1 tRNA gene and 2 rRNA genes (1 of these 3 running past the window's edge) are annotated in these 1,579 nt (G+C 55.0%); all 3 read left to right on the forward strand.

Features of this window, described 5'->3' with window-relative positions:
* A 23S ribosomal RNA gene (locus tag A9D60_RS02025) occupies positions 1 to 1,141 on the forward strand; it begins 1,687 nt to the left of the window's first position.
* Positions 1,142 to 1,342: 201 nt separating this feature from the next.
* Positions 1,343 to 1,457 (forward strand): 5S ribosomal RNA (rrf, locus tag A9D60_RS02030).
* 45 nt (positions 1,458 to 1,502) lie between these two features.
* Positions 1,503 to 1,579, forward strand: a tRNA-Met gene (locus A9D60_RS02035).

A 1,579-nucleotide genomic window follows, 5' to 3' on the forward strand; every position in this document is an offset into this window, starting at 1 on the left:
CAACTTGGATCCGGGGGCACAAACCAGGGGGTGGCGACTGTTTATTAAAAACACAGGGCTCTGCGAAGCCGTAAGGCGACGTATAGGGTCTGACGCCTGCCCGGTGCCTGAAGGTTAAAAGGAGGGGTGAGAGCTCCGAATTGAAGCCCAGGTAAACGGCGGCCGTAACTATAACGGTCCTAAGGTAGCGAAATTCCTTGTCGGGTAAGTTCCGACCTGCACGAATGGCGTAACGACTTCCCCGCTGTCTCCAACATCGACTCAGCGAAATTGAATTGCCTGTCAAGATGCAGGCTTCCCGCGGTTAGACGGAAAGACCCCGTGCACCTTTACTACAGCTTCGCACTGGCATCAGGATTGTGATGTGCAGGATAGGTGGTAGGCATCGAAGCAGGAACGCAAGTTCCTGTGGAGCCTCCCTTGAGATACCACCCTTCGCACTCTTGATGTCTAACCGCGGTCCGTTATCCGGATCCGGGACCCTGCGTGGCGGGTAGTTTGACTGGGGCGGTCGCCTCCTAAAGAGTAACGGAGGCGCGCGAAGGTTGGCTCAGAGCGGTCGGAAATCGCTCGTTGAGTGCAATGGCAGAAGCCAGCCTGACTGCAAGACTGACAAGTCGAGCAGAGACGAAAGTCGGCCATAGTGATCCGGTGGTCCCGCGTGGAAGGGCCATCGCTCAACGGATAAAAGGTACGCCGGGGATAACAGGCTGATACTGCCCAAGAGTCCATATCGACGGCAGTGTTTGGCACCTCGATGTCGGCTCATCTCATCCTGGGGCTGGAGCAGGTCCCAAGGGTACGGCTGTTCGCCGTTTAAAGAGGTACGTGAGCTGGGTTTAGAACGTCGTGAGACAGTTCGGTCCCTATCTGCCGTGGGTGTAGGATACTTGAGAGGAGTTGCCCCTAGTACGAGAGGACCGGGGTGAACGATCCACTGGTGGACCAGTTGTTATGCCAATAGCAGTGCTGGGTAGCTATGATCGGACAGGATAACCGCTGAAGGCATCTAAGCGGGAAGCCCCCCTCAAAACAAGGTATCCCTGAGGGCCGTGGAAGACCACCACGCCGATAGGCCGGAGGTGTAAGCGCAGCAATGCGTTCAGCTGACCGGTACTAATCGCCCGATAGGCTTGATTTGATCCAGTAACAGACAGTGTTACGGACACAGAAAGCAAACATCCCTAACTGAACCTGGACAAACGTTGATTGTACGCCGGACGCATTTGGATATGTCATGTGACATAACTTAGGTGCGGCAACGCGCATTTACTTTGTAAATACGCTGTCTGCCGCCAACCAAGAAAAATCCAATCGCCTCCGGCGCTTGGATTTTCCTCGGTTTGGTGGCTACAGCACAAGTGAAACACCCGGTCCCATCCCGAACCCGGAAGTTAAGCACTGTCGCGCCGATGGTACTTGGGCTCAAGCCCTGGGAGAGTAGGTCACCGCCAAACCTAGTAAAATCCAAACATCTCTCTAAACGATAACAAAACACCTGACGCGGGATGGAGCAGCCAGGTAGCTCGTCAGGCTCATAACCTGAAGGTCGCAGGTTCAAATCCTGCTCCCGCAACCA

This window comes from Leisingera sp. JC1, from assembly GCF_001679925.1.
Classification (GTDB): domain Bacteria; phylum Pseudomonadota; class Alphaproteobacteria; order Rhodobacterales; family Rhodobacteraceae; genus Leisingera.